This window comes from Rhodanobacter thiooxydans (genome assembly GCF_021545845.1).
Lineage (GTDB): Bacteria > Pseudomonadota > Gammaproteobacteria > Xanthomonadales > Rhodanobacteraceae > Rhodanobacter.
In genome coordinates this window covers 3,018,154-3,040,123 of the sequence record NZ_CP088923.1, presented here as the reverse complement: position 1 = coordinate 3,040,123, position 21,970 = coordinate 3,018,154, and the positions used below count along the sequence as shown (strand labels likewise).

Sequence of the window (21,970 nt, the reverse complement as noted above, 5' to 3'; positions counted from 1 at the left end):
TCCAAAACGTCAACGCAACAACGGAACATCCACGCATGAACGCACCCGCCGAAACCCGCAAATTCGAAGCCGAAGTCGCCCAGGTACTGCACCTGGTCACCCACTCGCTGTACTCGCACAAGGAAATTTTCCTGCGCGAGCTGATCTCCAACGCCTCCGACGCCTGCGACAAGCTGCGCTTCGAGTCGATCGCCAAGCCCGAGTTGATGGCCGGCGACAGCGAACTGCACATCGACGTCAGCTGGGATCCGGATGCGCGCACCGTCACCGTGCGCGACAACGGCATCGGCATGAGCCGCGACGAGGTGGTGGCGAACATCGGCACCATCGCCAGCTCCGGCACACGCCGTTTCCTGGAGGCGATGTCGGGCGAACAGAAGGCCGACGCGCGCCTGATCGGCCAGTTCGGTGTGGGCTTCTATTCCGCCTTCGTGGTCGCGGACAAGGTCACCGTGCTCAGCCGTCGCGCCGATACGCCGGCCGCCGAGGGCGTGAAGTGGGAAAGCGACGGCAAGGGCGAGTACACCCTGGAACCGGTCGAGCTGGCCGAGCGCGGCACCGCCGTGATCCTGCACCTGAAGGCCGGCGAGGATCAGTTCCTCAGCCGCTGGCAGCTGCGCGCGCTGATCACCCGCTACTCCGACCACGTGGCGTTCCCGATCCGCATGCCAACCGAAAAGGACGGCAAGCCCACCGACGAATTCGAGACCATCAACGCCGCCTCGGCGCTGTGGACCAAGCCGAAGTCGGAGATCAGCGACGCGGACTACCAGAGCTTCTACAAGTCGCTCGGCCACGACTTCAACGACGCGCTGGCGTGGACGCACAACCGCGTCGAAGGCAGCCAGAGCTTCACCACCCTGCTGTACCTGCCGTCGCAGCCGCCGTTCGACCTGATGATGGGCGGCCGCGACGAGCGCAAGGGCCTGAAGCTCTACATCAAGCGCGTCTTCATCATGGACGCCGCCGAGGAGCTGCTGCCGAACTACCTGCGCTTCGTGCGCGGCGTGGTCGACGCCGACGACCTGCCGCTCAACGTCAGCCGCGAGATCCTGCAGCACAACCGCCAGCTCGAGCGGATCAAGGCCGCCTGCGTCAAGCGCGTGCTCGACCTGATCGAAAAGCTGGCCAAGGATGAGCCGGAGAAGTTCGCCACCTTCTACAGAGCCTTCGGCAACACGCTCAAGGAAGGCATCAGCGAAGACGCCAACAACCGCGAGCGCATCGCCAAGCTGCTGCGCTTCGCCAGCACCAAGGGCGAAGGCATCGAGCAGACCGTCTCGTTCGACGACTACATCGGCCGCATGGCCGTGGGCCAGGACACCATCTGGTTCATCACCGCCGACAGCTACGCCGCCGCCGCCGGCAGCCCGCAGCTGGAAGCGTTCAAGGCCAAGAACATCGAAGTGCTGCTGATGTTCGACCGCATCGACGAATGGATGATCGGCAGCTTGAGCGAGTACGAAGGCAAGAAGCTCAAGAACGTGGCGAAGGGCGACCTGCCGCTGGACGAGGCCGACAAGAAGAAGCTGGAAGAGGCCACCAAGGAGGCCGAGCCGCTGCTGAAGAAGCTGAAGGAGCTGCTGGGCGACCGCGTGGGCGAGGTCAAGGTTTCCGCCCGCCTCACCGATTCGCCGTCGTGCCTGGCCCTTTCCGATTACGAGATGGCGCCGCATCTGGCGCGCCTGCTGCGCGAAGCGGGGCAGGACATGCCGGAGTCGAAGCCGACGCTGGAGATCAATCCGCAGCATCCGCTGGTCAAGCGCGTCGAGACGGAAACCGATGAAGGCAGGGCCCGCGATCTCGCCATCTTGCTGCTGGAGCAGGCGGAGATTTCCGCCGGGGCGCAGCTGCCGGATCCGGCAGCGTTCGTGCAGCGGATGAATCGGGTGTTGATGGGGTGAGGCGGGAGCGCGTTGCTGATGTGCAAGGCCGCCGATCTGGCGGCCTTATCTCTGCTGTCATCCTCGATTACTCGTCACTCCATCCATCAACGTTCGTCATGCCGGCGAAGGCCGGAATCGCGTCATCGTCATCTCCCCCACACCGTCATGCCGGCGCAGGCCGGCATCGCACTTGCCCTTGTCGTTCGTGGCCAAGAAGCTTTCGTCCGCCTTTGGTGATCGAGTCACTTTCTCTTGCGTGACCAAGAGAAAAGTAACCAAAAGAGTTAGGGTCACCCCGCTTGGTGCTTGCTGGGCATCGGGCAACTGCTTCTGCGTTGCCTAAACTCGAGCATCCATGTCGCGTCCGGCACCCTTGCGATCGAGGGTACGGGGCTCGTGCGCAAGGCCTGAACCTTGCGCATGACCGCCACGCCGATTCAGTGATCTGCTGCGGGAGCGCGCGCCGGCGCGGCGCCGGGGGCGTTGCGGATCGTGTTCTGGATGGCGGGCATCGGCGTGGGCCGATAGTTCGGGCTGTTCCAGTTCCGGCTCATGTCACGGTGGTCGCCGTAGCGCAGCCGCATCCCGCGGTTGAAGGAATCCTGGCTGGCCAGCGCCAGTCGATGGCCGTCGATATGCACCCAGTACCAGGAGCCCGAGGGTACTGGCGAGATGGATTCGTAGACGAATTGGGCGTCGTAGCCGCCTTCGGTACGGGGCGTCGTGTGCAGCACCAGATTGGCGATGAACTGGCTGGCGATCGGGCGTCCCTTCTTGTCGGTGGCCGGCTTGCTGATCATTTCGTTCAGGTTCGCGCGCATCAGCCGGTCGAGCGAAGGCGGCAGCTTCATCGCCGGCGAGGCGTCGGTGATCTTGCCTTGCGCGTTCACCTGCACCAGTACCGGCAGGACCTTGGGGCGGAATTCGTTGAGCGAACCGGAGGGGGTTGCGGCCGCGCCCGTACCGGCGGCCAGCATGGCGAGCAGCAAGGACAGCTGGATGGATTTCATGAGGGCCTCCCTGGGTCGCCGCTGGCGAGGGCGCAACGTGGCGCTTCCCGGCGGTGCCACTGTCCTCTGCCCCGCATGCCCCGTCAATCGCCACCGGCGACCCCGCGACCCGTTCCATAAGCGGGCTGAAAGGCGGGCCGCGTAGCTTGCGGCGGGAAGGCAGGCGCTGCCTGTCGTGCGGGAGCCGAAAGATGCCTGCATCAAGGTTCTGGCTGTTCGCCGCCGTCATCCTGTTTTCAGGCGGCGTCCATGCGGGGGATGGCCCGTTCGGCATCGACCACCGCGTCCACTACGACAACAGCGGCATCTGGAACCGCTCCAACCAGAACGCGCTGCTGTACGGCACGATCGGCACGGTGGTCGGCGGCGCGCTGGTGTTCGGCGACAACGACCAGCTGGGCGACACGTTCTGGCGCTCGGTGGATGCGATGGCGGTGACCAGCCTCGGTGCCGAGGCGATGAAGTACACCTTCCAGCGCAAACGTCCTTCGCAGACCGACGATCCCGACCGTTTCTTCGCCGGCGGCCACGCGCAGAGCTTTCCCAGCGGGGAAGTGGCGGCGATCTCGGCGGCGATCACGCCGTTCATCGTCACCTACGGGCGCGATCATCCGGCCGTGTATGCGCTGGCCCTGCTGCCGGCGTACGACGCGGTGGCGCGGGTGAAGACGCATGGCCACTGGCAGAGCGACGTGCTGGTCGGCGCCGCGCTGGGCACCGGGATCGGCCTGTGGGCCGCGCACCGGGATTCGCCGCTGATCATCAGCTGGCTGCCCGGCGGCTTCAAGGTCGGTTTCATTCACCGCTTCAAGTGAGGCGCGCGGGCCGCCGCCTCAGCACTGCGTGCGGCCGCCGGCGAGTTGCTTGCACGGGTGGAAGATTGGCTGGTCCGATACCGGCGGCGGGTGTTGGCCGTCGTCGTGGTCGCGATGCCGGCGCGGGTACGGCGGGCCCCAGTAGGCGGGCGGGGCGTTGTAGACCGGCTGGCTCAGCTGGTTCTGGTAGTCCGCGTTCTGCTGGCGCAGCGCCGCGTTCTCGGCCTGCAGCCGGTCGCGGTCGGCTGCCTGTGCCGCCGCCTGGTCGGCCAGCGCCTGCTGCTGTGCCTCCTCCGTGCGTTGCTGCGCCGCGTAGGCCTCGTCGGCGTCGCGCTGGGCCTTCTCGTCCATGGCCTGCTGGCGGGCGTCGACACGCTGCTGGTAGAGCGCTTCGAGGTGGCGTGATTGCGCATAGCGTTTGGCCAGCTCGTCCTGACCCAGGCGCAGGTAGCGGTCGATGACTTCGGTGTCGTCGGCCTGGTGCAGCAGTTCGCCGCTGCCGTTCGGGCAGGGATGGTCGGTGTAGGCGACCTGCCCGCCCTGCGTGCATTTGTAGATGTTCTGGGCGCCGGCGGCCGGCACCGCGGCCAACAGCATGGCGGCAGTCAGGCAACGGATTCCCGTGGTGAGGCTTTTCATGACGGCGACATTCTGCACCCGGCCGGCATCGCCCGCATGCCGGTGGCCGGAACGGAAGGCCGCTGGGCGTGGGTCCGGCTGCGGCAGGCGGTCAGGGCCGTCGACAGGAGGTGAAGGCAATGGCCCCGTCTCGGGTCATTCCAGACCGAGAAATCGCTTCCTGATACCGCAAAAATGAGATTTGCATCACATTTATGGTGCTAGCGTTCTTCGCTGCGGGTGCCGCCCGAGGGGTGGCTGGGTGCCCAGGGTCCGGTCGAGCGGACGGGGGAGGGTGCCCTGCAAGGGAGTGCGTCACCTCGTGCGGGAGCGCGATGCGTCATGACGCAAGCTTCGACGATGCCGGCATTCCGGTACCGCGCCTTCATCAGCTACAGCCACCGGGACAAGGCCTGGGCGGGCTGGCTGCATCGGGCGCTGGAAACCTACGCGGTGCCGAAGCGCCTGGTCGGCCAGGCGACGGCGTTCGGGGGCGAGATACCTGAACGCCTGGCGCCGATTTTCCGCGACCGCGACGAGCTGGCCAGCGCCACCGACCTGGGGCGCAAGGTCAACGAGGCACTGGCGCAATCGGAAAGCCTGCTGGTGATCTGTTCGCCGCGCTCGGCGACCTCGCACTGGGTCAACGAGGAGGTGCTGGCGTTCAAGCGGCGCGGGCGCAGCGAGCGGATCTTCTGCCTGATCGTCGATGGCGAACCCGGCGCGAGCGGGCTGCCCGGCCGCGTCGCCGAGGAGTGTTTCGCGCCGGCGCTGCGTCATCCACTCGGCGCGGACGGTGAGTTGAGCCACCAGCGCACCGAACCGATCGCCGCCGATGTGCGGCCCGGCAAGGACGGCAAGGCCAACGCCAAGCTGAAGTTGATCGCCGGCATGCTCGGTGTCGGCCTGGATGTGCTGAAGCGGCGCGAACTGCAGCGGCGCACCCGGCGCATGGCCGCGCTGGCCACGCTGGCGCTGATCGTGATGGCGGTGACCACCGTGCTGGCGATCACCGCGCTGATCGCCCGCCACGCCGCGGTGGTCGCCAGCCAGGCCGCCGAGCGCCGGCAGAAGCAGGCCGAGGATCTGGTCGGTTTCATGCTGGGCGATCTCAACGACAAGCTGGCACGGACCTCGCGGCTGGACATCATGGAAGCCGTGGACGACCACGCGATGCGCTACTTCCAGTCGCTGCCGACCACCGACGTCACCGACGAGGCGTTGGCCCAGCGGGCCAAGACGCTGGAACAGATCGGCAGCGTGCGGCTTGACCAGGGCCATCTGCCTGCGGCGCTGGCGTCCTATCAGGCGGCCTTGAAGCTGGCGCGTGCGCTGGCCGATGCCGCGCCCGCCGACGTGCCGCGGCAACTGGCTGCCGCGGAAATCCTCGCGTTCATCGGCATGACCCATTGGCGGCAGGGGCAGCTGGATGCCGCGCAGCGGAATTTCGTCTCGGCGCAGGCCATCCTGCAGCGCGCTCGCTCGCTCGTGCCGGATGACCGGCAACTGCAGTTCCAGCTGGCGACGATCGACAACAACCTCGGCCACACGATGGAGGCGCGCGGCCAGCTGGACGAGGCGATGCTCTCGTACCAGAGCATGCTGCCGCTGATGCGCAAGCTGGTCGCGGCCCAACCCGACAATGCCGAGTGGTCGGCGTCGCTTGGCGCGGCACACAACAATCTGGGCAAGCTGGCGCTGATGCGTGGCGAACTGGCCACGGCCATCGCGCAGTATGGCGCCGATGATGCGATCGAGTCTGCGCTGGCGGCGCGCGATCCGAAGGACACCGACCAACGCGACAGCATGCTGATCGTCCGCGCCATCCTGGGGCGCACGCGGGCGCTGGCCGGCGACGTTACCTCCGGCATCGCCGGATTGCAGCAGGCGGTCGACATCGCCACGCAGTTGCAGGTAATCGACTCGGGTAATGCCGGCTTTCAGGAACACGCGGCGTTGTACGCCACCCAGTTGAGCCGGTTGCGGCGGCTGAGCGGCGACGGGGCAGCGGCGGCCGCGCTCACCGCGCGGGCATTGACGACCTTCGCCAGCCTGACCCGGCAGGATCCGGGCAACACGGCCTGGCGGCGCGAATTTGCCGAGGCGCAACTGGAGCAGGCCGCGCAATCGCGGGGCGCCGGTCGAACCGAGCTGGCGCGCGCGCAGGCCCGCGCCGCACTGCGCCTGCTCGATCCGCTGCGCGCCCAGCAACCGGACGATCGCGCCACCTTGCTGGCAACGGTGGGCGCGAAGCTGTCGCTTGCCGTGGTCACCGACGATGCAGCTGCCGCGCAGCAACTGCGCAACGACACCTTGAGCGTGATGCAGGCAGTGAGAAGCGGCGGCAGCGATCCCCGGCTGCTGGCGTTGCGGGTCGAGGCGCTGCTTGCGCTCGGCAGAAAGGCCGAAGCGCAACCGTTGATCCAGCAATTATGGAACAGCGGCTACCGCGACATGGCGCTGGTGAACGTATTGCGGCGCGCGCACATCGACTACCCAGCCAATACGGCATTCCAGCAGAAACTGCTGGCGGCAATCGACACGAACGCTCGCCCGTAAGGGCGGGCGCAACGGACAGGGGAAATGGCAGCACCAGCAAGCGTGGTATCGGCTCAACCCCCATCACCAAGGAATCCATCATGCCGAACAATTTTGATGTCACCCTCGACAAGAGCATGATCCCGTGGTGTCTCGACATCGGCCAGCACGGCAATGCGAACGTCAGCCGAAGTCCCGACCGGCAGACCATCACGTGGCGGCTGACCGGGAACGCCGCCACTGGAAAGTTCAACTCGCAACAGGACTCCCCGCCGGGTTTTGCCTGGATTGGCAAGCTGCCGCCGGCGGGCATCTTCGGCGACCCCGAGCTGGGCGAGAACGGCAAGGAGCTCAGCATCAGCGATCTCAACAACAGCGCCGCCACGTCGGGAGAGTGGGTCTATCAGTTGAGCGCCAAGATCGGCGACCAAGTCTACCAGTCGCGTGTGACGTCCATGACCGCTACCACGACGAGCCCCACGATCAAGAACACCTAGCAGGGTGTTGGAAAACATCCTGCCGGTGCGGGCCATGGAAGGCCCGTCGCGAAGCAGGCACGCCAGGTGCGTGCTTCGGCGCAGCCAGCCACGGACGTGTGCCGAAGTTGGCGCGCTGCACAAAGGAAGGGCAGCCCTTTCCCGACAACCCGCCAGCGGGTCGCGTGCAGATCCGCAACCCGGCGGGGCAGGCACACCCCGCCAACAACGATCTTCAACCAGTTCTGGAGAACATCGTGTCCATTACCGAAAATCAGCCCAACCCGGGTGCGCCGCTGCCGGACAGTGAAGAGAGAGGTGGGGCGAGCCACGAGAGCGGGCCGGCGCCCGAGCAGACCACGAGCCCATTGTCGCCGGATACCACCACCGCACCGCTGATCAAGAACAACTGACGCGCCGCCGCCAACAGCGAGTCAAACATCGGGGCTAGTCCGATTCCATGGGGAAGCGGACGGCGATGGCTTGCTCCGCATCACCGGGCCGCGAGGCCATGCATTGTCCACCGTGATACTCAGCATCATCCGGAAGCCGCCATGACTCCCTTGGTTGTCGGTGTCACCAGCCATCGCAATATTCCCGCGCACGAGATCGAACCGATCCGGCAGCGTGTGCGGGATTTCCTGGCGCGACTGCGGCGCGACTTCCCCGGGTTGCCGCTGGTGGTGGTGTCCGCACTGGCCGAGGGCGGCGACCAGCTGGTCGCGCACGAGGCGCTCGCCGTCGGTGCGCGGCTGGTGGCGCCGCTGCCGCTGCCACCGGACATGTACGTCGAGGACTTTTCCAGTGCGGCCGTGCGTGCCAGCTTTCACCTGCTGTGCAACCAGGCCGAGATCGTGCTGCTGCCGCAGCTGATGGGACAACCGCGGCAGGCGATCGGCTCACCGGGCGTGGCGCGCGATCGCCAGTACGCCAAGGCCGGCGTCTATATCGCCAGCCACTGCCATATCCTGCTGGCGATCTGGGACGGCAAGGTATCGGGCCGGCTCGGCGGCACCGCGCAGATCGTCAACTATCATCTGAGCGGTACTATGCCCGGCCTGATCGACCGGCGCCGGGATACACCCCACGTGCTGGGCGGCGGTGACGAGAGCCTGCTCTACCACATCGTCTGTTCGCGCGACGGGGTCGATGGCGCGCCGGCCGCCGGGCTGCTGCCATTGCAGACGTTGTGGCGCACGGCCGATACGGTGGCAGCCGCCGGCAACCTGCCGGCGGATTTTCAGCTGATGTTCGCGCGCATGGTCGAGTTCAACGGCGAGTGCGACACGTATGCCGACGAGATCGCGACTTCGACGCGACCGGCCGACACGGTGGATGCCACGGCAGACGTCGACGGCCTGTTTCGCGCTGCCGACTGGCTGGCGCTGCACTTTCAGCGGCGCGTGTTGCTGGCGATGCGCCTGACCTACACGCTGGCGGCACTGATGGGTATCGCCTTCACCTTCTACGCCCACCTGCCCGCGCAGGATTTCCTGATCTACCTGTTCCTGTTGCTGTTCGCCAGCGGCGGTGCGGTGGCGATGCTTGCCAGGCGCCGCGGCTGGCATCGCAAGTACCTGGACTACCGCGCGCTGGCGGAGGGTTTGCGGATCCAGTCGTACTGGCAGCGGGCGAACATCGCGGCGAACGCCGACCACGAGTTCGCCCACGACAACTTCCTGCAGAAGCAGAACATCGAACTGGGCTGGATCCGCAACGTCATGCGCGCCGCCGGCCTGCAGGCGGCGATCCGGCCGGCGCAGCCGCCACCCGCGGCATTGGCGCAGGTCATTGCGGAGTGGGTCGGCGAATCCGGCAAGTCCGGACAGCTGCATTACTACGAACGCAAGACCGCCGAGCGCACCGGGCTGCACCATGTCACCGAGGCGGTCGGCTCGCTCAGCCTGTGGGGCGGCGTGGCGATCAGCGTGTTCCTGGCGGTGTTCGTGCACCGGCTGTCGCACGACACCAAGACCATCCTGGTGCTGGTCATGGCGGTGCTGTCGATCATGGCTGCCGTGCGTGAGGCGTATGCCTACCGCAAGGCCGACAAGGAGCTGATCCGGCAGTACCGTTTCATGCAGCGCATCTTCACCAGTGCACGCGCGGCGCTGGATCGCACGAGCGATCCCGCGCTGCAGCGGCAGATCCTGCTTTCACTCGGCGACGCCGCGCTCACCGAGCATGCCGAGTGGACCCTGATGCAACGCGAGCGGCAGGTCGAGCACAGCAAGCTCTGATCGTTTCGGCTGGCCGGCTGACGGTTCCTGGGAGCCCTGCCGACCCATCAAGGAGGTGTGCCCAGCTCGTGCGGCGCAGCGGTCTCCGCCACCCGCTGCCATGCGTGCAGGCCGAGCACCGCCAGCAGCACGAAGCCGGCATATAGCACCGAAGTGATCAGCAGGTGCTTGTAGACGTACTCGCCCACGTAGATCACGTCCACCGCGATCCACAGCCACCACGAGGCGACGTGCCGCTTCGCCTGCCACCACTGCGCGACCAGACTGAAGGCGGTCAGCGCCGCATCCAGCCATGGCAGCGCGGCGTCGGTGCGGTAGTGCATGAACGCGCCCAGCGCCAGCGCACCGAGGCAGCCGATGGCCAGGTGCGCGATGGCCTGCCGCGGCGGCAGGGCGGCCACTTCCACGCGGCCGTCCCCGCCCAAGTGCTGCAGCCAGCGCCACCAGCCGTAGCCGATCAGCACCGCGAAGGCCAGCTGCAGCAGCGCATCGGAGTACAGCTTCGCGTGGACGAACACCCACGCGTAGACCAGCACCGAGACCAGTCCCACCGGCCAGCACCACGGGCGACGGCGGGTGGTGAGCCAGACGGCCCAGGCGCTGACCAGCGCGGCGACGAGTTCGACCCAGCTCATCGCAGGCGCTCAGAACGCCACGGTCAACGAGAGCCGGGCCAGCCGCGGCGCACCCGGGAACAGGTAGCGGTCGCCGCCGGTGCTGCCGGTGTCGCGCCAGTAGAAGCGGTCGAACACGTTGTCGACGTTCAGCCGCCAGATCAGTGCGTGGTCGCGCCACCGGCTCTCGTAGCGCAGGCCGGCGTCAAACACGTGGTAGGCCGGAACCTTGACCGTGCCATCGGGCGTGGCGGGATTGCTGCCGGCGTAGCGCCAGCCGCCGAGCACGCTCAGCTGCGGGGCGAACGGCAGGCGGTAATCCAGATAGACGGCCGAACGCACGCGCGGCACGTTGATGACCTGGTGGCCTTCGTAGCCGGGCGTGCCGGTGCCCTGCGCACGGGCGCGAATCAGGTTGATGCTGGCGGTAAGGCGCAGGTCGTCGCTGATGCGGCCGGCAGCGCCGAGCTCCAGCCCGCTGTGCACCTCGCTGCCGCGCTGCACGAAGGTGAAGCCTTCGGGCGTGCTGTCCGGTTGCGCGAACTGGTAGGCCTGACGGGTGCGGTACAGCGCGGCATTGAAGCTGAGCGCGTCGCTCCAGTCGTACTTCACGCCGGCCTCGAGCTGGCGCGACAGCACCGGCGCCAGCGTGGTGCCGCCATTGGAGGTCCAGTATGGCGCCTGGGCGCCCAGCGACAGGCCCTTGCTGTAGCTGAGGTAAGTGGTCAGTGGCGCGATGGGCTGCCACATCAGCGCCGTCTGCGGCAGGAACTTGCTCAGCCGGGTGTCGCGCTGGAGCAGCCCGCTGCTGTCGTAGTCGCGCTCGTGCAGGCGCACGAAGCGACCGCCGCCGAGCAGTTGCCAGTGCTCGCCCAGGTGCAGGCGGTCGAGCGCGAACAGCGAGTGCTGCCAGCTGGTCAGCGTGCGCGCGGACGGGCCGGGTTGGTTCGGCGAGGGGGCGAAGTAGGGCGGGTTGGCGTCGTCGATGTTGGCCGTGCCCACATAGTCGTAGACGTACGGCCGCTGGTCGAGGGTGCGGCGGAACGCGCTGGCACCGAGGCTGATCTCATGCCCGATGGCGCCGGTGTCGAAGCTGCCCTTGAGCACGGCGCGCAGCTCGTCGTTGACGCGGGTGTCGCCGGGGCTGCGGAAATCGTAGACGTCGTAGTCGCCGTTCGGCGCAAAGAAATAGCCCGGCGTGACGCCGCTGGCGCAGGCCGGCGAATAGAAGCAGCCGTAGGCGAAGGCGACGTTGTCGTTGATCCGGCTGCGGCTATGGCCGGCCGAGAGCTGCATGCTCCAGGTGTCGCCGAAGCGGTGGTCGAGGCGCGCGGTGGTGTTGCTGGCCGCGATGCCCACCGGCTGCTGCCACGGCTCGAAGCCGAGCATGCGGGTACGGCTGGGGTGGGGTGGCAGGGTCGTGCCGCCCAGCAGCTGGTAGCCGGAGACCGAACGCTGGCCGCTGGTCTGGTAGTCGGTGTCCAGCTGCAGCGTGGTGTCCTGGCTGATCTTCCAGTCCGCCGCCAGCGAGAGGAAGTTGCGCCGGCCGTCGGCGTGTTCGACCCACGAATGCATGTCCTCGTGAGCGGCGTTCACCCGCACGCCGAAGGCGGGCGACAGCCAGCCGCCGACATCCACCGCGACGTAGCGCGAACCGTGCGAGTCGGTGCCGACGGTGGCGCTGCGCACGTCGGCGGGGCGCTTGCTGACGTAGTTGACCAGGCCGCCCGGCGCGACCACGCCGGCTTCGAGCCCGCCCAGCCCCTTGAGGATTTCCACCCGCTGCTTGTCCTCCAGCGGCGTCAGCTGCTCGCCGGTGATGGTCATGTCGTTCAGCCGGTAGCCGGTGGCCAGGTCCAGCGTGAAGCCGCGGATGGCGATGTCCTGGTAGTAGCCGACCGGTGCGTAGTTGTCGCCGAGCGCCGCGTCGGAGCGGGCCAGCTCGCTCAGCGTGCGCGGCTGGCGGTCGTCGATCTGGTCGCGGGTGATCACGCTGATCGCGGCCGGCGTGTCGTGCAGCGGCGCGCTGCCGAAGCTGCCGAAGGTGTCGATCTGCGAGCTGTCGGCGTGGTAGCCCTTGGCGCGGTCGGCTTCCACGTGCACGGGCGCCAGCTGCGTCGTTTGCGGTTTGTCGGCGCTGTCGTCGGCGTGGGCGGGCGCGATGGCCGCGAGCAGGGCGAGCAGCAGGGGAGTGCGGGAAAGTGGCATGGTCGTCGTCGTCGGTGGGTACGGACGAAGCGACGGCGACCCGGCTGTCGCGAGGACGCGCCGGATCTGCAAGCTCCCTACGCCGGTACTAACCGGGTCAGGTTCCAAGGGACTCTCTCAGCCCGGCTTTTGCCGGGCACCCCCGCTTCAAGAACGTCTATTGAACCACGAATCGGCGCCGCGTGGTCAGCCGGCGGCGCGGATGGCCTGCAGCAGGGACTGCCCGGCCGGCGTACGGAACCACGCCGCGTGGCCGCGCAGGAAGGTGTCGTAAGCCACGTCGGCGTTCGCGCGCGAGTGCGTGATGGCGTGGAAGTACTCCACCTCGGACAGCGCGAAATCCACATGCACCAGTGGCAGCAGGTCGGCCAGCAGGTGCAGGTCGGCCGCCTCCAGCGGACGTTGCCGGCGGTAGCCCTCGATCAGCGCACAGGCGATGTCGGGATAGCCGACGTCAGCGTCGGCGTCGAGCGCGAGCCAGGCGATCGCGTTGCGTTCGATCGCGGTGGCCAGATCGAACAGCGCGACGTTGGCGGCGGCGAGGCCGAAGTCGAGCACGGTGCTGATCCGCGCGTCGCTGCCGCCGTCGCTCCAGCACAGGTTGGAGACGTGCCAGTCGCCGTGCGTCCACAGCCGTGGCTGCTGCGCCAGCCGCGGTTGCAGGGCGGCATGCCACGGGCCGAGCAGTTCGGTGAGCTCGCACGGCCAGTCGCGATCGCGCAGATAAGCGGCCAGGCCGGGCCGTTGCGGCAGCTGCGCACGCAGCGCGGCGAGCGGATCGGGCGCGGCGAGCAGCTCGCTGCGCGCAACCAGGATGTGGGTGCCGCGCTGCGGCGCGCGGTAGTCCGCGGCGGCGTCGTGCAGTGCGGCCAGCATGTGGCCGGCGCTGCGGGCGTGGTTCAGGTTCGGCAGCGGTTCCCACGAGATCGCCTCGCGGTACAGGTCGATGCCGGCGGCGCGTTCGTGCACTTCGTAGACCCACTCGCCGATCGCCACCGCGGTCTGTTCCTGCGCATCGCGCAGCACGGCCGGTATCGGCATGCCGCGGTCGCGCAGATGCGCGATGAAGCGGTGTTCCTCGGCGAGCGTGGCGACCGAACGCACGCGGCGGTGGTGGCGCTTGACGAACACGGTGGCGTGCGGCGTCCGGGCCAGGCACGCCGCCGACAGCGGGCGCGGGCTGTGCCAGTCGATGCGGATCGGCGCGCCGAGCGCAGGATAGCCGCGCAGCAGCGTCGCGACTTCGCCGGCGGTCAGCGGTGGCCAGTCCGGCGGCGTGTGGTCGCCGGCCAGCCCGTGGGCGAGATGGAGCGGGTCGTTCATGGGGGTGGTGAAGTCTCCGCGGGCGGGCAGGCCGTGGATTATCCCCGAAAGCGTCGGCCCACCGCTCCGGCCGCCATCGGCGCCGTACGCGCGATCCCTATAATGACCAGCTTTCGCCGCGGTGTTCCACCTGATGAGCGCGATGTTGCTGCTGTTCGCCTGCCTGATCCTCGGCGCCCTGGTGGCGCGCTACGCGCAGCCGCCGGCGGGGATCGTGCCGGGCATCAACTGGTGGGTGCTCAATGTGGCGTTGCCGGCGCTGGTGCTGGAACTGATCCCGAAGCTGAAGTTCGACCCACAGCTGTGGTTCCTGGTGGCGGCCATGTGGCTCACCTTCGGCGGCGCGTGGCTGCTGTTCGGCCTGCTCGGCCCGCGGCTGGGCTGGTCGCGGCAGCGCACGGGCGCGTTGATCCTGGTCTGCGGGCTGGGTAACACGGCGTACATGGGCTACCCGATGATCGAGGCCCTGCACGGCAAGGCGGGCCTGGCGCTGGCGGTGGTGGCCGACCAGATCGGCGCATTTCCGGTGCTGGCGTCGGCTGGCATCGTGGTGGCTTCGGTCTATTCGGGGCGCAGCCTGCAGCTGCGCCTGATCGTCCGCCGCATCGTCACCTTTCCGGCGTTCATCGCGCTGGTGGTGGGTATCATCGCCGGCCTGAGCGGTGGCTGGCCTGAACTGTTGAACGGCGTGTTCGCGCCGATCGGCGCCACGCTGACGCCGCTGGCGCTGTTCTCGGTAGGCTTGCAGTTCAAGTTTCATCCGGGTCAGCGCCAGCTCGGCGCGGCCAGCTGGGGGCTGGGCTGGAAACTGCTGCTGGCGCCGCTGCTGTGCTGGGCGGTGGGCACCGCCGCCGGCGTCGGCGGGCTGGTGCTGACCGTCGGCGTGCTGCAGGCGGCGATGGCGCCGATGGTGTCGGCCACCATTCTGGCCGACGAGTACGGCCTGGAGCCGGCGCTGGCCAATACCGTGCTGGGCGCCGGCATCGTGCTGTCGCTGCTTACCGTCCCGCTGGGCAACTGGCTGCTGGGCGGGTAGGGCTCCCTTGCGTCCGGTCTGCGCTGCCCCGAGACTAGCGCGCAGTCTCATGGGCTGGGGGAGCTCGTGCCATGGCAGGTTTCGATCTGATCAAGCGCATGTTCGGCGATCACGGCGAGCGTCGCGCGGCGCCGCGCAGCGGCGAGCCGGAGGAAGCCTGCATCCTGGTGGTGGACGACTCGCCGACCATCCGCGCGGTGCTCGGCAAGATGCTGGCGCAGAACCGCCACATGGTGTTGAAGGCGGCGGACGGCGAAAGCGCGCTGGAGCTCGCCCGCGCGGAACGCCCCGACCTGATCTTCCTCGACATCGTGATGCCGGGTATGAGCGGTTTCGCGGTGTTGCGCGCGTTGCGCCATGACTTGCTGACCCGCGACATTCCGATCGTGATGATCAGCGGCAACCTGCAGGCGACCGAGCAGTTCTACGTGCAGCGTTTCGGCGCCGACGATTTCATGAAAAAGCCGTTCGGCCGCAGCGAGGTGTTCGCGCGCATCGACAGCCTCACCCGCAGCGGGCGTCTGGTGGTGCGCGCGAGGGCGGAGGCGGAGGGGCTCCCGACCGAGCCCGAGCCGAGCGCGGCCGAGCATGCCGCCATTCCGGATATCGCGATGCCGGACCCGCACGACATGCTGCCGCCCGATGGGCAGGCCTGAGCCGCCCGCGATCGCGCGATGATCCGCGCAATGAGCAAGCCGCCCGACCTACCGATGACCGACCTGCGCGCCGACGTATGGCTGTGGGCCGCGCGCTTCTTCAAGACGCGCAGCCTCGCCAAGCAGGCGATCGATGGCGGCCGTATCGACGTCAATGGCGCTGGCTGCAAGCCGGCGAAGAGTTTGCGCGTCGGCGACCGGCTGAAGATCGGCCGTGGCGAGGAACGGCTGGAAGTCGAAGTCGTGGCGCTGTCCGATCGGCGCGGTCCCGCGGCCGTGGCGCAGGCGCTGTACGTCGAGACCGCGGCCAGCTGCGCGGCGCGCGAGCTGGCGCGCGAGCAGCACCGCCTGGTCGGCCCCAACGGTCCGCCGAAGCGCCCGGACAAGCAGGCGCGGCGCGAACTGCGACGGCTTAGAGATAACCGCTGAGCAGTGGATCGCAGAACGCCGGCCGGATCTGCGGGAATATCCATGTCAATCCAAAGGGTTGGCGCCGCCAACCGGTACGGGCGGAGGGCTCGCATGGACGGACATGCACTGATGAACGGGCTCGGCTTCTTCAAGCGCCTGCTGGGCAGCCAGACCGCCGGCGGGCACCGTGTCGAGCCGCAGGCCGCGCTGGGTGCGCGCATGCTGGTGGTGGACGACTCGCCCACGATCTGCGCGGTGCTCGGCAAGATGCTGCACCAGGACGGCTACGCCGTGCTCAAGGCCACCGGCGGCGTGGAGGCCATCGAGCTGGCCCGCCGCGAACGACCGGCGCTGATCTTCCTCGACGTGGTGATGCCCGGCACCAACGGCTTCGCGGTGCTGCGCACGCTGCGCCACGACCCGCTGACCCGCGACATCCCGATCGTGATGATCAGCGGCAACCCGCAGGCGACCGAGCAGTTCTACCTGCAGCGCTTCGGCGCCGACGATTTCATGCAGAAGCCGTTCGACCGCGACGAGGTCTACCTGCGCATCGGCCAGCTGGTGCGGTCCGGACGTCTGGACGGCCGCTTGCCCACGGCGCCGGCTGCCACCGCGGCGCTGCCGGCACTGGCGGAGGAACTGTCGGCCGATGAACTGGCCGACATTCCCGACATCGCGATGCCTGACGCGGAGGCCGCGCCGCGCCTCGTCGGCACGGCCCCGCTGCGGGTGGTTCCCGGCATCGGCTGAGCGCGCCGACTCAGATCGCCAGGCCCAGCGCCTTCGCCACGCCCGCCGCGTAGGCCGGGTCGGCCTTGGCGAAATGGCCGAGCTGGCGGCGGATGATTTCCTCAGGCACGCCTTGCATCGCCGCGACGATGTTGTCGAACAGCTGCTGCTTCTGATCGTCACTCATCAGACGGAACAGGTCGCCGGGCTGGGTGTAGTCGTCGTTGCCGGCGCGGTGGTCGTAGCGGTCGGCGTCGCCGGAGATCTTCAGCGGCGGCTCCTTCACCGAGGGGTCCTCGACCGGGCCGCCGAACGAGTTCGGCTCGTAGTTCACGCTGCCGCCGCCGTTGTCGCCGTAGCGCATCGACCCGTCGCGCGCGTAGTTGTGCACCGGGCAACGCGGCTGGTTCACCGGCAGCTGGTCGTGGTTCGCGCCGAGCCGGTAGCGTGCCGCGTCGGCGTAGGAGAACAGACGGAACTGCAGCACCTTGTCCGGCGAGAAGCCGATGCCGGGCACCACGTTCGCGGGCGAGAAGCTGGACTGCTCGACCTGGGCGAAGTAATTGCCGGGGTTGCGGTTCAACTCCATCACGCCGACCTCGATCAGCGGGTAGTCCTTGTGCGGCCAGACCTTGGTCAGGTCGAACGGGTTGTACGAAGTTTTCTCCGCGTCGGCCTCGGGCATCAGCTGCACGTATAGCGTCCACTTCGGGAAATCCTTGCGCTCGATCGACTCGTACAGGTCGCGCTGGTGCGATTCGCGATCCTCGCCGATCAGCTTCGCCGCTTCCGCGTTGCTGAGGTTCCTGATGCCCTGCTGCGTCTTGAAGTGGAACTTCACCCAGTGGCGCTCGCCGGCCTCGTTCCAGAAGCCGTAGGTGTGGCTGCCGAAGCCGTGCATGTGGCGCAGCGTGGCGGGAATGCCGCGGTCGCTCATCAGCGTGGTGACCTGGTGCAGCGATTCGGGCGACAGCGACCAGTAGTCCCACATCGCGGTGGCGTTGCGCATGTTCGTGCGCGGGTCGCGCTTCTGCGTGTGGATGAAGTCGGGGAACTTGTACGGGTCGCGGATGAAGAACACCGGCGTGTTGTTGCCGACCAGGTCCCAGTTGCCTTCCTCCGTGTAGAACTTCAGCGCGAAGCCGCGCACGTCGCGCTCGGCGTCGGCTGCGCCGCGTTCGCCGGCCACGGTGGAGAAGCGTGCCAGCATCGGCGTCTGCGTACCGGGCTTGAACACCCTGGCGCGGGTGTATTTCGTGATGTCGCGGGTGATGGTGAGTGTGCCGAACGCGGCCGAGGCCTTGGCATGCACCACGCGTTCGGGGATGCGCTCGCGGTTGAAGTGCGCGTGCTTCTCGAACAGCGCCACATCCTGCACCAGCAGCGGGCCGCGCGGGCCGGCGGTGAGGCTGTTCTGGTTGTCGGACACCGGGGCGCCGGCGTCGGTGGTCAGCGTCTTGCGGTTCTGGCTCATGGCGGACTCCTGTGGGGGACTTGGGTGTTCGGCCAATCTACGCAGGCATGACGATCAATGGAATTCGAATGTTCCGATGCAGGTGATAGCCCAAGACTATCGATGGCGGCCGCTGCCGTGCCTGACAGGACAGCATCGCCGACGAGGCGTGAGCGCAAAGTGGTGGCGGCCGGCGGCATCGCCCGCCGGCCTGGTCAGCCCGGTCGTTTCAGGCGGTACAGCAGTTCCAGCGCTTCGCGCGGGGTCAGCGCATCCGGGTCGATCGCTTCCAGCAGGCGCTCGGCGGCGGAAGGCTGCGCCGGGGCGAACAGGCCCAGTTGCGGCGAAGGTTCGCCGGCCGGCGCGGGTGCGCTGGCGTGCTGGTGCATGCCGCGCTCGAGTTCGGCCAGGGTGCGCTTCGCATCGGCGATCACCGACTTCGGCAGACCGGCCAGCGCGGCCACCTGCAGGCCGAAGCTGCGGTTGGCCGGGCCTTCCTTCACCGCGTGCATGAACACCAGTTGCTCGCCTCGCTTCTGGTCGTGGAACTCCACAGCGTCCAGATGCACGTTGGCGATCGACGCGAATTCGCCGGCCAGTTCGGTCAGCTCGAAATAGTGGGTGGCGAACAGCGTGTAGGCGCGGCTGTGGCGCGCCAGGTGCACGGCGGCGGCGCGCGCCAGCGCGAGGCCGTCATAGGTGCTGGTGCCGCGACCGACCTCGTCCATCAGCACCAGGCTGTCGGCGCTGGCGTTGTGCAGGATGTTCGCCGTCTCGCTCATCTCCACCATGAAGGTGGACTGGCCGCGCGAGAGGTCGTCGCCGGCGCCGATGCGGGTGAAGATGCGGTCGATCGGGCCGATCGTCGCGCTGCTCGCCGGCACGTAGCTGCCGATGTGGGCGAGCAGCACGATCAGCGCGTTCTGGCGCATGTAGGTGCTCTTGCCGCCCATGTTCGGGCCGGTGATCACCAGCATGCGGCGATGGTCGTCGAGGATCAGGTCGTTCGGCTCGAACGGCTCGTCGCGCACCTTCTCCACCACCGGATGGCGGCCGCGCTCGATGCGGATGCCGGGCTCGTCGGTGAGTTCCGGCGCACTCCAGTCCAGCGCCTCGGCGCGCTCGGCCAGCGTGCCCAGCACGTCCAGCTCGGCCATCGCGGCGGCGGCGGCTTTCAGCGGTTCGAGTCGTTCGGTGAGCGTGTCGAGCAGCGCCTCGTACAGCGCGCGTTCGCGCATCAGCGAGCGTTCCTTTGCTGACAGCACCTTGTCCTCGAACGCCTTCAGTTCCTCGGTGATGTAGCGTTCGGCGTTCTTGGTGGTCTGCCGGCGCGTGTAGTGAGTCGGCGCCTTGTCCGACTGCGCCCGGGTGATCTCGATGTAGTAGCCGTGCACGCGGTTGTAGCCGACCTTGAGCGTAGGGATGCCGCTGGCGGCCTTCTCGCGTTCCTCCAGCTCGATCAGGTACTGGTCGGCGTGGGTGGACAGCCGGCGCAGTTCGTCGAGTTCCGCGTCGTAGCCGTCGGCGATCACGCCGCCGTCGCGCTGCAGTGCTGGCGGTTGCTCGACGATGGCGCGGGCGAGCAGGGCGGCCGTGTCCGCATGGTTGCCGATGCGGTCGAGCAGGGTTGCAAGAAGCGGGCTTTCCTGAAGAGTGCGGCCATGGATGGCCGCTTTTTGATCTTCGCGCTCATGGAAGAGCGCACTGGCGATGATGAGGCCGTCGCGCAGCGTCGAGAGGTCGCGCGGCCGCGCCGAACGCAGCGCGACGCGGGCGAGGATGCGCTCGAGGTCGCCGATGCCGCGGAGCTGTTCGCGCAAGGGTTCGTGCCGACGACTGTCGATCAGCATGCCGATTGCCTGGTGGCGCCGGCGCAGCACGTCGCGCGAACGCAGCGGGCGAGTCAGCCAGCGGCGCAACAGCCGCGCGCCCATCGGCGTCACCGTCTCGTCGAGCACGCCCAGCAGGGTGTGTTCGGTGCGACCGCTGGGATGCGTGTCCAGTTCCAGGTTGCGGCGAGTGGCGGCGTCCAGCGCGATCGTTTCGCTGGCGCTTTCCACCGCCATGCCGGTGAGATGTGGCAGCGCGCTTTTCTGGGTTTCCTCCACGTAGCCGAGCAGGCAGCCGGCAGCGGCGACCGCCAGCGGCAGCTTGTCCACGCCGAAGCCGCCGAGGTCGCGGGTGCCGAAGAAGCGGTTCAGTTCGCGCGTGGCGGCGTCGCGGTCGAAGTGCCACGGCGGCCGCTTGCGCAGGCCGGGCAGCGTACTGACCAGTTTCGGCCAGGCCACGTCTTCGCCGACCAGGGTCTCGGCCGGCTGCAGCCGCGCCAGCTCGGCGGCCAGCGCCTCGGCGTTCGGCACTTCGCTGAGCAGGAAACGACCACTGGACAGATCGACCCAAGCCAGCCCGTAGTCGCCGCGCGTGCCTGCGGCGATCGCCAGCAGCAGGTTGTCGCGGCGTTCCTCCAGCAGCGCGGCGTCGGTCACCGTGCCGGGCGTGACCACGCGCACTACCTTGCGCTCGACGATGCCCTTGGCCAGTGCCGGATCGCCCATCTGCTCGCAGATTGCCACCGACTCGCCCAGGCGCACCAGCCGCGCCAGGTAGTTTTCCGCCGCGTGGTACGGCACGCCAGCCATCGGGATCGGCGCGCCGCCGGACTGCCCGCGCTGGGTCAGGGTGATGTCGAGCAGCCGCGCCGCCTTGCGCGCGTCGTCGTAGAACAGCTCGTAGAAATCGCCCATGCGGAAGAACAGCAGCACGTCCGGGTGCTCCGCCTTGGCCGACAGGTACTGGCGCATGCCGGGAGAATGGGAGGCGATCCACGCGGCGTGGTCCTTGTTTTTAACTTTCTCAATCATTTCAATATTTTGCTTACGCTGCTTTTTTGTGCAGATCCGGTTGTCTTCGGCGTTTTGCTCGCCTATGGTTTTGAGGAACACAACGTGGTGTCCAAATGGTGCCCAAGTCTCGACTCCAGAAATGGTCTGGTGTCCAAGCTCTGCTTCAAGAAAAACAGGAGCCCCAGACGGGCTGCTCATTGAACCACGGAAATGTTGGGCGCAAGTGGAGATCCGAATGGGATTCTCGGGTGAGCCACGCATCCGTCGAACCGATAACGGTCAAGTCGAGTGTCAGCGCTGGCCGACTGTGCTGGCAACGCTTGGTCAGTTGCGTTGGCAATACGCGCAAGATGCCCGTTGCCCGCTTTGAGGCTTCTCGACATGCGAGCACGGAGTTTGATCCAGCGGCAGGGTAGCCGCCACGTTGACGCCCGGCATCGACCTCAATCCGCCGACATCGCCCGCCACAGGATGTGGAACAGCTCGTCGAACTGATCGGTAATGGGTTGCTTGTCGGCACGCACGATGTGCATCAGCCCGACCCGGCCGAGGATGCCCATGAACACGTCCAGCAGCACCTTGCTGGAGACGCGGTTGTTGAGCACGCCGCGTACCTGGCCATCCTTCAGCACGCCGAGAAACGCGCCCATCAACTCCGGGCTTTCGTAGATGCGGATGTTGCGGTGGCGGGAGGCCGGGATGGCGGTGACCAGCAACATCATCACCGCCGGGTGCTTGTCCATGTAATCCATGAATACCCAGCAGGTCTTGCGCAGGCGTTCGCGCGAGTCGTCGATGCCTTGCAGGTGGTCGATCATGCGATCGGCCAGGCGCACCAGCATGACGTCGAGCATCGCGTAGACCAGCACCTCCTTGCTGCCGAAGTATTTGTAGATGGTCTGCAGCGACACATTCGCCGAGCGGGCCACTTCCTGCAGGCCGACTTCATGGAAATCGCGCGTGGAAAACAGCTCCAGCACCGCCTTCTCGATGCGGTTGAGCGTGTCGGCGCGCATGCCGCGGAGAATGTCACGGCGGTCGATGATGGTGGAGGCGGAATCCGGACTGGCTGGAGTGGTCGTCATGCGCGTCTCGTGGGGTAGCAGGATTT

The 21,970-nt window shown here is 67.7% G+C and carries 18 protein-coding genes and 1 riboswitch; of the genes, 10 read left to right on the top strand and 8 right to left on the bottom strand.

Annotated elements, in window-relative coordinates:
- Positions 1–35: 35 nt before the first annotated feature.
- Positions 36–1,904 carry a molecular chaperone HtpG gene (gene htpG, locus LRK53_RS13765; RefSeq protein WP_027493961.1) on the top strand — a complete coding sequence of 623 codons (1,869 nt, stop codon included), beginning with the start codon at positions 36–38 and terminating at the stop codon, positions 1,902–1,904.
- A 419-nt stretch (positions 1,905–2,323) separates the two neighbouring features.
- Here the strand turns inward: htpG and LRK53_RS13760 are convergent, their stop codons facing one another.
- Positions 2,324–2,896: a hypothetical protein gene (locus LRK53_RS13760; protein ID WP_027493960.1), complete on the bottom strand. Its 573-nt coding sequence runs from the start codon at positions 2,894–2,896 to the stop codon at positions 2,324–2,326.
- A 191-nt stretch (positions 2,897–3,087) separates the two neighbouring features.
- Between LRK53_RS13760 and LRK53_RS13755 the strand changes: the two genes are divergently transcribed.
- Positions 3,088–3,711, top strand: coding sequence for a phosphatase PAP2 family protein (locus LRK53_RS13755; protein WP_027493959.1), 624 nt, complete (start codon positions 3,088–3,090; stop codon positions 3,709–3,711).
- A gap of 18 nt (positions 3,712–3,729) precedes the next feature.
- Here LRK53_RS13755 and LRK53_RS13750 read toward each other — a convergent pair whose 3' ends face one another.
- Positions 3,730–4,350 (bottom strand): DUF4124 domain-containing protein, encoded by a 621-nt coding sequence (locus LRK53_RS13750; protein ID WP_235642324.1) that lies wholly within the window; start codon positions 4,348–4,350, stop codon positions 3,730–3,732.
- A 321-nt stretch (positions 4,351–4,671) separates the two neighbouring features.
- Here LRK53_RS13750 and LRK53_RS13745 point away from each other — a divergent pair, with 321 nt between their 5' ends.
- From LRK53_RS13745 to LRK53_RS13730, 4 genes are all read left to right on the top strand, one after another.
- Positions 4,672–6,888 (top strand): toll/interleukin-1 receptor domain-containing protein, encoded by a 2,217-nt coding sequence (locus LRK53_RS13745; RefSeq protein ID WP_027493957.1) that lies wholly within the window; start codon positions 4,672–4,674, stop codon positions 6,886–6,888.
- Between the two features lie 80 nt (positions 6,889–6,968).
- Positions 6,969–7,364 (top strand): hypothetical protein, encoded by a 396-nt coding sequence (locus tag LRK53_RS13740; protein WP_027493956.1) that lies wholly within the window; start codon positions 6,969–6,971, stop codon positions 7,362–7,364.
- Positions 7,365–7,528: 164 nt separating this feature from the next.
- Positions 7,529–7,756 (top strand): hypothetical protein, encoded by a 228-nt coding sequence (locus LRK53_RS13735; protein WP_185754711.1) that lies wholly within the window; start codon positions 7,529–7,531, stop codon positions 7,754–7,756.
- A gap of 141 nt (positions 7,757–7,897) precedes the next feature.
- Positions 7,898–9,583, top strand: a complete 1,686-nt coding sequence (locus tag LRK53_RS13730; RefSeq protein ID WP_027493955.1) for a hypothetical protein — start codon at positions 7,898–7,900, stop codon at positions 9,581–9,583.
- Between the two features lie 47 nt (positions 9,584–9,630).
- Here LRK53_RS13730 and pnuC read toward each other — a convergent pair whose 3' ends face one another.
- The 3 genes from pnuC to LRK53_RS13715 all read right to left on the bottom strand — a co-directional run bounded on the left by pnuC (position 9,631) and on the right by LRK53_RS13715 (position 13,728).
- Positions 9,631–10,218: a nicotinamide riboside transporter PnuC gene (gene pnuC, locus LRK53_RS13725; RefSeq protein ID WP_027493954.1), complete on the bottom strand. Its 588-nt coding sequence runs from the start codon at positions 10,216–10,218 to the stop codon at positions 9,631–9,633.
- 9 nt (positions 10,219–10,227) lie between these two features.
- The gene (locus LRK53_RS13720) at positions 10,228–12,405 is read right to left on the bottom strand and encodes a TonB-dependent siderophore receptor (protein ID WP_027493953.1); all 2,178 of its coding nucleotides are present in this window, start codon (positions 12,403–12,405) and stop codon (positions 10,228–10,230) included.
- A 57-nt stretch (positions 12,406–12,462) separates the two neighbouring features.
- Positions 12,463–12,559: riboswitch (TPP riboswitch) on the bottom strand.
- 32 nt (positions 12,560–12,591) lie between these two features.
- Complete coding sequence (locus LRK53_RS13715; RefSeq protein WP_027493952.1) at positions 12,592–13,728, bottom strand: phosphotransferase enzyme family protein; 1,137 nt, start codon at positions 13,726–13,728, stop codon at positions 12,592–12,594.
- Positions 13,729–13,870: 142 nt separating this feature from the next.
- Here LRK53_RS13715 and LRK53_RS13710 point away from each other — a divergent pair, with 142 nt between their 5' ends.
- From LRK53_RS13710 to LRK53_RS13695, 4 genes are all read left to right on the top strand, one after another.
- Entirely contained in the window at positions 13,871–14,764 is an 894-nt protein-coding gene (locus tag LRK53_RS13710; protein WP_037090539.1) for an AEC family transporter, read from the top strand.
- A 71-nt stretch (positions 14,765–14,835) separates the two neighbouring features.
- On the top strand, positions 14,836–15,420 hold the full coding sequence (locus tag LRK53_RS13705; RefSeq protein ID WP_027493950.1) for a response regulator: 585 nt from the start codon (positions 14,836–14,838) through the stop codon (positions 15,418–15,420).
- Positions 15,421–15,450: 30 nt separating this feature from the next.
- On the top strand, positions 15,451–15,849 hold the full coding sequence (locus LRK53_RS13700; RefSeq protein WP_027493949.1) for an RNA-binding S4 domain-containing protein: 399 nt from the start codon (positions 15,451–15,453) through the stop codon (positions 15,847–15,849).
- 93 nt (positions 15,850–15,942) lie between these two features.
- Positions 15,943–16,584 carry a response regulator gene (locus LRK53_RS13695; protein WP_027493948.1) on the top strand — a complete coding sequence of 214 codons (642 nt, stop codon included), beginning with the start codon at positions 15,943–15,945 and terminating at the stop codon, positions 16,582–16,584.
- A gap of 10 nt (positions 16,585–16,594) precedes the next feature.
- Here LRK53_RS13695 and LRK53_RS13690 read toward each other — a convergent pair whose 3' ends face one another.
- The 3 genes from LRK53_RS13690 to LRK53_RS13680 all read right to left on the bottom strand — a co-directional run bounded on the left by LRK53_RS13690 (position 16,595) and on the right by LRK53_RS13680 (position 21,944).
- Entirely contained in the window at positions 16,595–18,037 is a 1,443-nt protein-coding gene (locus LRK53_RS13690) for a catalase (protein WP_027493947.1), read from the bottom strand.
- A 194-nt stretch (positions 18,038–18,231) separates the two neighbouring features.
- A complete protein-coding gene (mutS, locus tag LRK53_RS13685; protein ID WP_235642323.1) occupies positions 18,232–20,877 on the bottom strand; it encodes a DNA mismatch repair protein MutS in 2,646 nt (881 codons plus the stop codon).
- Positions 20,878–21,302: 425 nt separating this feature from the next.
- A complete protein-coding gene (locus tag LRK53_RS13680; RefSeq protein WP_027493945.1) occupies positions 21,303–21,944 on the bottom strand; it encodes a TetR/AcrR family transcriptional regulator in 642 nt (213 codons plus the stop codon).
- Positions 21,945–21,970: the final 26 nt, after the last annotated feature.

Excerpts from the sequence above, each read along its gene's own strand:
- htpG (WP_027493961.1), top strand. The coding sequence starts at position 36 with ATGAACGCACCCGCCGAAACCCGCAAATTCGAAGCCGAAGTCGCCCAG.
- LRK53_RS13760 (WP_027493960.1), bottom strand. The coding sequence starts at position 2,896 with ATGAAATCCATCCAGCTGTCCTTGCTGCTCGCCATGCTGGCCGCCGGT.
- LRK53_RS13755 (WP_027493959.1), top strand. The coding sequence starts at position 3,088 with ATGCCTGCATCAAGGTTCTGGCTGTTCGCCGCCGTCATCCTGTTTTCA.
- LRK53_RS13750 (WP_235642324.1), bottom strand. The coding sequence starts at position 4,350 with ATGAAAAGCCTCACCACGGGAATCCGTTGCCTGACTGCCGCCATGCTG.
- LRK53_RS13745 (WP_027493957.1), top strand. The coding sequence starts at position 4,672 with ATGACGCAAGCTTCGACGATGCCGGCATTCCGGTACCGCGCCTTCATC.
- LRK53_RS13740 (WP_027493956.1), top strand. The coding sequence starts at position 6,969 with ATGCCGAACAATTTTGATGTCACCCTCGACAAGAGCATGATCCCGTGG.
- LRK53_RS13730 (WP_027493955.1), top strand. The coding sequence starts at position 7,898 with ATGACTCCCTTGGTTGTCGGTGTCACCAGCCATCGCAATATTCCCGCG.
- pnuC (WP_027493954.1), bottom strand. The coding sequence starts at position 10,218 with ATGAGCTGGGTCGAACTCGTCGCCGCGCTGGTCAGCGCCTGGGCCGTC.
- LRK53_RS13720 (WP_027493953.1), bottom strand. The coding sequence starts at position 12,405 with ATGCCACTTTCCCGCACTCCCCTGCTGCTCGCCCTGCTCGCGGCCATC.
- LRK53_RS13715 (WP_027493952.1), bottom strand. The coding sequence starts at position 13,728 with ATGAACGACCCGCTCCATCTCGCCCACGGGCTGGCCGGCGACCACACG.
- LRK53_RS13710 (WP_037090539.1), top strand. The coding sequence starts at position 13,871 with ATGTTGCTGCTGTTCGCCTGCCTGATCCTCGGCGCCCTGGTGGCGCGC.
- LRK53_RS13705 (WP_027493950.1), top strand. The coding sequence starts at position 14,836 with ATGGCAGGTTTCGATCTGATCAAGCGCATGTTCGGCGATCACGGCGAG.
- LRK53_RS13700 (WP_027493949.1), top strand. The coding sequence starts at position 15,451 with ATGAGCAAGCCGCCCGACCTACCGATGACCGACCTGCGCGCCGACGTA.
- LRK53_RS13695 (WP_027493948.1), top strand. The coding sequence starts at position 15,943 with ATGGACGGACATGCACTGATGAACGGGCTCGGCTTCTTCAAGCGCCTG.
- LRK53_RS13690 (WP_027493947.1), bottom strand. The coding sequence starts at position 18,037 with ATGAGCCAGAACCGCAAGACGCTGACCACCGACGCCGGCGCCCCGGTG.
- mutS (WP_235642323.1), bottom strand. The coding sequence starts at position 20,877 with ATGATTGAGAAAGTTAAAAACAAGGACCACGCCGCGTGGATCGCCTCC.
- LRK53_RS13680 (WP_027493945.1), bottom strand. The coding sequence starts at position 21,944 with ATGACGACCACTCCAGCCAGTCCGGATTCCGCCTCCACCATCATCGAC.